General features: G+C 55.5%; 3 protein-coding genes. 1 reads left to right on the top strand and 2 read right to left on the bottom strand.

Features of this window, described 5'->3' with window-relative positions:
* Window positions 1-2,513 (bottom strand): Ig-like domain-containing protein (locus IVB41_RS32780; protein WP_247438673.1); only part of this gene is annotated, 2,513 nt, incomplete at its 3' end.
* Between the two features lie 625 nt (window positions 2,514-3,138).
* Window positions 3,139-4,488 (bottom strand): O-antigen ligase, encoded by a 1,350-nt coding sequence (locus IVB41_RS32775; RefSeq protein ID WP_247438672.1) that lies wholly within the window; start codon window positions 4,486-4,488, stop codon window positions 3,139-3,141.
* Window positions 4,489-4,753: 265 nt separating this feature from the next.
* Between IVB41_RS32775 and IVB41_RS32770 the strand changes: the two genes are divergently transcribed.
* Entirely contained in the window at window positions 4,754-6,997 is a 2,244-nt protein-coding gene (locus tag IVB41_RS32770; protein ID WP_027568243.1) for a polysaccharide biosynthesis tyrosine autokinase, read from the top strand.
* The last annotated feature ends 378 nt before the right edge of the window (window positions 6,998-7,375 follow it).

Raw genomic sequence — 7,375 nt, 5'->3', positions numbered from 1 at the left:
GCGTTGCCTGCGCTATCCTTGACCGTCGCGGCGTTCAGGTTGAAGGCCGTCACCGCGAGGTCGGACGTGTTCTGGCCGGCCGCAACCGTGTAGCTGAACGTCAGTGTATTGCTGCCCGAGCCGCCGGCATAGGTCGCCGTGCCGCCATTGTTCAGCGTCAGCGTCGGCGTGCCGCCCGCCACCGTCACCGCCTCGCTCAGGCTCACGGTGAGCGTCACGACGCTTCCAGCGCCAATATTGCCTGTACCGGCCGTGACTCCGTTGCCGGTCGCGACCAAGGAAACGACCGTCGGTGCCGTCGTATCAGTGCCAGTCGTCACTGTCCCAACGGTGATCAAATCCGGAATCGAGCCCGCGCTGGTACCTGACGCATTCGTCACTTTGGCAGTAAAATTGTGAACGCCGTTCGCCAAGGTGCTCGTCGAGAACGACCAACTGTTGTCGCTATTTATCGTAGCGGTGCCGATCTGCGTGGCGCCGTCAAAAACGGTAACCTTGGTGATCGAGTAGCCAGGCGTCACCATGCCGTAGAGAGTAACAGTACTCCCAACCAACGCATTGCCGGTGATGATCGGAGAAGGAGGCAAGCTCGAACTGCTGCCGAACCCCGCTCCATTTTCGACACCAATCGCACTCACATTTCCAAGCGAATTAACGTTGTATGCCTGGATGCTATTCCACGTGTTGCCGACGAAAGTAGGACTCGTAAAGGTCCAGTGACCTGTACTGTCAACGGCAGCGCTTCCGAGCGCGACGCCATATGGCGTCGCGAAATAGACGGTCGTATTGGCCCCTGCGGTTCCGGTGAACGTAAATGTACCATTTCCATTGTCCACGGGATCGCCGAAAACCGGCGTCTTGACTGGTTGCGCGTCGATAGTAACTCCGGAAAATTGGACGAAGGCGCCGGTAAGGAGCGCCGCGATTCCGTTGCCGTCCTTGATGGTCGCACCATTCGGCAGGTCAGCGCCGACGATCGCAAGACCCTTAACGCTACTGTCGTTTGCTCCGACAGTGTAAGTGAATGTCAGACTGTTGGAGCCAGATCCCGCGCTGTAAACGGCGGTGCCGCCGTCGTTCAGCAGCAGCGTCGGCGTTCCCGTCACCGACACGACCGAATTCATCGTCAGCGTGAAAGTGATCTTGGTTCCGGTAACCGTCTGACCGCTTGGAGCGGACGTGGCGACCTTTGTGATAATCGGAGCAGTGAGCGCCGCTATTGTTGCACTCGCAATCGCAGATGCCTGTCCGACATTTCCCGCACTATCGGTTGCCGTCGCGGTGAGGTTATGGCTCCCAATCGACAGCGCGCTGGTCTGGTAAAACCAAGAACCATTGGACGACGCCGTCGCCGTTCCAAGCTTGGTAGAACCATCATAAATTGAAACGGCGCTATTGGCCTGGGACGTGCCACTCAACATGACCTGGTTGCCATTCACCACATCGGTCAAGATGAGCGGCGCGCCAGGCTTGGCCGTAATGACCGTGTTAGAATAGTCTACCGTGATCGGCTGATTGCTGGACCAGCCTTCGTAAACTCCTTCTTTCCAATAGACGCCACCGCCGTATCCGATCGGGCCGTGATAGTCGACGACCTGCTGACCGTTGATCCAAACCTCCAGGAAGCCGTTTGCATTGTTCTGGAAATTCACTTCCATGTGGACGTCAATCGGCTGCCCCCGCACGATCGGCGCCGAAGATACCCAAAGATAGCTATTCAGCGGATCGCCGGGCAAAGTAGCCGCGGTCCATTCCTTTTGCCCTGGAAGCGCATAGAACGCCTCGATTGCGAGATAGTCGCCCTCACCGTAACCATTTGCGCCGGTGAGATGGACCGCCAGCGGCGGGCTGCCGCCCTCGATCGACTGGTAAGTCGCGTCATTATCGTCCGCGTGGAATTGTCCGAGAATTTGCCACGCGAGACTGTCGCTTGTGTCGTTAAATCCCGGCTGAACCGTAAACTGGTACGAAAGGTCTATCGTGGACGTGGCCGAATAGACCGTGCCACCGCTTATCTCACTACGGTGACTGTCATTGTCCAGCCAAATGTCGTTGGGGCGCAACTCAAACCTGAGCGTATGACTGTCGAGTTGTTTGATCGCCCAAGGTGCATTGCCATTAACGTTGGCATTCTCGACATAGTACTGCTGGCCGCCAACCAAGATTGGTGCAGACCATTGGTCGGTCAACGGAGAGAAATTGGATATCCCTACCGTAATAGTTTGCGTGAAAGCCGACGACGCAGCACTCGTAACGCCACTGACCGTTGCTGTCGCCGTAAAACTATGCGCTTCGTCCCTTAGTGAAGACGTTTGGTACGTCCAGATGCCAGCGCTGTTAGCTGTTGCTGCACCAAGAAGCGTGCTCCCGTCATAGACGGTGATCGTGCTATTAGGAATAGCAGTGCCGACAACCAACAGTTCGTCGGAATAACTCGCTCCGGGGTCTTTGTCGAAGACGACATTATCGGGCGAGGCCGCCAAAATGACTGGCGGATCTGTCTGCACGGCCATCTAAAGTCCCTCGATGCTCAGTTGACGCGCTGATGCGTTTCAAGCGTTGGAACAACTAAAGGGAACTTATGAAGATCCGGCTTTTTACAATCGTATAGTTTTATGAAACCAATCCGCCGATTAGTCGACACCGGCTGCATTGAATATTTAATTTCGCCGCCACGAGCTCCGCGCCCCCCCGGAAGCCAGTCAAATCTCAGCGCCTCAACGCTCGTTGAATTGAGCACACCGCCCCCCTTTATCCCAAATCCACCAAAACCAGATCAATCGACCGCCCGCGCTCCCCAGCGTCAGGACATCAACATGGTTAATTGCCTATTGCGGCAGCGTTGGGAACCCGGATTGTCCAAAGTGTGACGATCCGCCCCTCTCGGGCAATTAACCGTACCATAATACCAATTAAATGCCGCACAATGAAAGCGCCAACTCCGAACGCGGAGACAATCGAAGTTTATGAATTGGAGATTTGTTTCTCCAAAATTGAATTGAGGGGCCAAATGCCGGATAGCCAAAAGCGCTGGCGGCCCAGCGAAACACCGATCTTCAGGAGCAAAGCCGGGCGCCCAATCGCGATCACGGAACCGTCCAAAGGCACTGGGCTGAAGCTGGAACGGATCGTCCAGTGTCAATCGACGCGGCGAAACTGGACCCGCTGCCTTCGCGAAGATGACTGAGCCTGCTGGACTATGAGCCCCACAGCTACTGACGTCAGTACCGTGCTCAAGCACTTCGTCATGAAATTGCTTTCGCTGATGTTGAGGATGAGCGTAACGCACCAAACTGCAAAGGGGAAAATATTAGCTGACGTTTGACCGCCGGGGTTAGCAACCACCAGGCGGATCCCTTTCCAGAGGATCAGAACGAATATTCCAAAAATCAAAGGAGTGATCAGGTAACCGAACTCCAGAAACTTATCGACGTAGCCATTGTCGACGCTCCACTCCGACATGTCCGCCGCAATCTTTGCTCCAAAACCACCGCCAAGGAAACTATGACCCGAGGCATAGAAATTTTGCAGGATTATTGGCCAGAAATCCGCCCGACCTGTTAGATCCGTGGACTTTCCGAGAATCTGCACAATTACATAATTGAGAATGCCTAGCCGAAAGGCGAGCCCGATGATGGCCACACCGATCGCAAACTTCACGACCATCGGTTGGCGAAACGGAAGCGGCAAACGGGCAATGAAGTACGCCATGAATAGAAACGCAGGCGCGACCGCCGTAGCCACCATCCCGGTCGCGGACCCCGAACCGATTAGGCACATGACGCTGCAGACCAAAAAAAACGCCCATACTGGCGCCGGAAATATGGACGTGCGGTAGAACAACAACAGTCCTACCGTCAGCCCGGAAAAGTATCCCAGACCTTGTTTGTGACTGAAGACACCGCGCCAGAGACCGGCATGAACGGTTTGGTATGGGTCGCTCAGTTGGTGAATAGCCGTTTCGGGAAATAGGACGACCCACAGGATACTCAGCAGGCATCCAACCGCCATAGTCCTGACAACAAATTTGACAGATTGAAATCCTGGCAACAGTCCGACGATCACCAATCCGAGCAACGCTGTCGTCATGTAGGTGTTCGCAGTTTGAATCGTGGCGGCCCGGTTTTGGGACCAAATCGCCGAGACAAACGCAAACATAATCAGTGCTAGGATCGGCCAACACTGAGCGACCAGTGATCTTGTGCTCTGCGATCCAAGGATAGCGCAGAAGACCAGCAGCTCCGTGCCAAGCGTCATCGCCTGCAGGATGGGCGACCCGACCCACTGGCCGGTCGCCATGTTCAGCGCCAACTGAATCGTAAAAGCGGGAAATGAGAAAATTAGACAGATACCGAGCAACATCCGCAAAGCAGCAGGCGTCGCATGCACCTCGGCGGCGGTCGGAGGAGACCGGAAAGGCGGACTTGCCCTAGACGGGACCACTCCATCTACAACAACGCTTTGTTGCCGCCCCGCGAATTTGGACATTGCAGAGTTCCTGAATTGCTTGTTCCGATTGAGACACGCTCAGCAAGCCGCTCAAGCCACCAATTAAAGAGGCCCCATGGCTTAAACGGCATCGGGTTCAAATTCAACCATTTAGGGAATTTCGACAGTCCTTCAACGCCTTAACTTTAATCGAAGACACCAGCGATTAAGCCTGAAAACCGCGGGTTCCTCGTGGCAGAGGCGCTGCAGCCATGTTACTGTTTAAATCTTATATCGGTCATTCCGTAGTTAATTTGGATGTTTCATGCTTCATGTAAACAAAGGTCATCAGCTTTCTTCCTTTGACTCGGACGCCAACGGCCTACCTGCTGGCTCAAATCAATCAGCACAATACATCCCGATGGTGCTTGGATTTCTGCGCCGCCAGGCTTGGGTGCTGGGGTGCGCCGTTGTGCTGGCTGTGAGTGCCGCAGGTCTCTATGCCCTGTTAGCTCCCCCGGTTTACAAGGCGACGGCCACAGTGGGTATCGACACAGCCAAGTTTCAGCTGTTTCAGCCCGCCGGCGAATTGATCATCGACTCGTCATCGGCGGTCGAGAGCCAACTCGAGATCCTCAAGTCCGAAAAGATCGCGCTTGAGGTCATCAAGAAGCTTCGCCTAACTGACAACATTCCGCCTCAGCAGGCCGGCTTTTTTGGGTCGTCAAAGCAGCCGACGGAGTTTGAATACACCAGGCAACTGCTCGCAGTACTGCAGAAGCATCTCACGGTGAAGCGCCTTGGCATTGCTTGGATTATCGAGATCAACTACGAGAGCCGCAATGCCGAGCAATCTGCGCAATACGCGAATGCGTTTGCAGACTCCTATATCGCCGATCAGCTCGATTCAAAATTCCAGGCGACGCGGCAAGTAAGCACCTGGCTGGAAGGGCGCGTCAAAGACATGCGCGAACAGACTTTGGCTGCCCAACGCGCCGTTGTGGAGTTCAAGGCCAACAATAACATTGTCGACACCGGCGGGCGGCTGATGAGCGAGCAGCAGCTAGCAGAGGTCAACAGCCAGCTATTGGCGGCGCGAGGACAATCGTCCGAGGCGAAAGCCCGACTTGAACGCGTCAATGCCGTGGTCCAGTCCGCACTGGCATCAGACAACACCAATGCTCTCGTCACCGACGTCCCAATCAACGACACGGTGGCGAAGTTGCGAGCTCAGCTTATCGACCTGACCACCAGGGAAAAAGAATGGTCAACCAAGTTCGGAAGCGATCATTTGGCGGTCATCAATCTGCACAGTCAGGCCACGCAGGTTCGATCGGCCATGATAGACGAGCTTCGCCGAGTCGGTGAAGCCTTCAGGAGCGACTACGATCTCGCGGTTCGCAGGGAGAAGAGCCTCGATTCGCAGGTTGCTCAGGCAGTTTCTCAGTCGGAGGCGTCCAACCGCAATCAGGTTAGGTTGCGCGAGCTTGAGAGTGCGGCAACGAGCACAAAAGAACTGTACGAAAATCTGAACAAGCGGTATCTGGAATCCGTTGAACAGAAATCTTTTCCAGTCACAGAGGCAAGGGTTATCACCCGTGCAGCCCCTGCTCTGGATCGAGAATTCAAATCGACTCTAAAGGTACTGGCGGGAATTCTCGGAGTTGGCGTAGCTCTCGGATGCGCGATCGCTTTTCTTCGCGAGTTTACCGACAACGTCTTCCGCAGCGTCAGCCAGATTGAGCGGCAACTTCAGAAGGATTGCATCACACCGGTTCCGCTCTGGAAAGAAGAGATCGACGCTAGCCCGGCGCGGCCGCGTCCTCTGGAAGGCGAGCGTTACCTGGCGCGATCGAAAGGGCCTGCTTGGGCCAGCGTCGACGCTCCCCTTTCCAGTCACGCAGAGGCGATGCGCACAATAAAATTGTCGATAGACCTCAATTGTCCGGGCAAAGGCGCCAAGGTAATCGGCATGACGTCGTCGCTCCCGAGAGAAGGGAAATCCACCGTTGCAGCCTCCCTTGCGCTTACGATCGCCTCAGCCGGGGCAAAAGTAATGCTCCTGGACTTCGATCTTCGAAACCCGGCAATCACGCGCACATTGGCGCCGAATGCGAAGATCGGTTTCCTTGACGTGATCTCGGGAAGAACGCCACTCGCGGATGCGGTTTGGACGGACCAGTCGAAGTATCTCTCTTTCCTACCTACGATTACAAACGGCCTTTTCGCTCAAAGCAACGAGATCATGAGCGCACAGGTCACCAAGACCTTGATCGATAAGCTGCGCAGTGAATACGCCTACATCATCGTGGACTTGCCGCCTCTAGCACCCGTGATCGACGCACAGGCCACCACCCATCTGATCGATGCATATTTGTTTGTTGTCGAATGGGGCGCTACGAAGATCGACGTTGTCGAGCATGCGCTTGGCCGGGCACCCGGTATCTTGGAGAATACTCTCGGCGTAATCCTGAACAAAGTAGACATGGACAAGCTCTATAAGTACGACGCCGAGAATCGCAGCTATTACGTCAATAAGCACTACTCACAGTACGGATATACACATTAGCGTCTAAAGTGTTGCCAGCACGCCGGCCGTCGGGGCCGGCGTGCTGCAGTTTGTCCCGGCAACAATCTTCCCCTCTTGGCTGGTCGGCTCGTCGTGGCTTTCGGATCGTATGGAACGTAGCCGCGAGCATTCGCCAGGCCGCCGATCCAGTCTCGACGCCGGAATGTAGTCTGAGCTTTGGCACTCCACGAAGGAGGCGTGGGCCCAGCAAGGACCAGTCGATGTCGCGGAGAGCGCCCCAGGGTTAGTTAGCCCAATTAGGCCACACGCTCCTCAGGGGTAAGCGATGTTCTCAGGCCACGCGCCAGCGTTCTGGGGTAGCGAGATAGGCCCAGGGTAGCAGTTCGTCGATCTGGCTATTCGGGTGATCGTTGACGA

Origin of the sequence: Bradyrhizobium sp. 44, assembly GCF_023073095.1 — a bacterium.
GTDB lineage: Bacteria > Pseudomonadota > Alphaproteobacteria > Rhizobiales > Xanthobacteraceae > Bradyrhizobium.
This window is presented reverse-complemented; position numbering and strand designations above follow the sequence as displayed.

What these genes read in the sequence shown, in the direction of transcription:
- IVB41_RS32770 (WP_027568243.1), top strand. Translation starts at nt 4,754, where the DNA reads ATGCTTCATGTAAACAAAGGTCATCAGCTTTCTTCCTTTGACTCGGAC.
- IVB41_RS32775 (WP_247438672.1), bottom strand. Translation starts at nt 4,488, where the DNA reads ATGTCCAAATTCGCGGGGCGGCAACAAAGCGTTGTTGTAGATGGAGTG.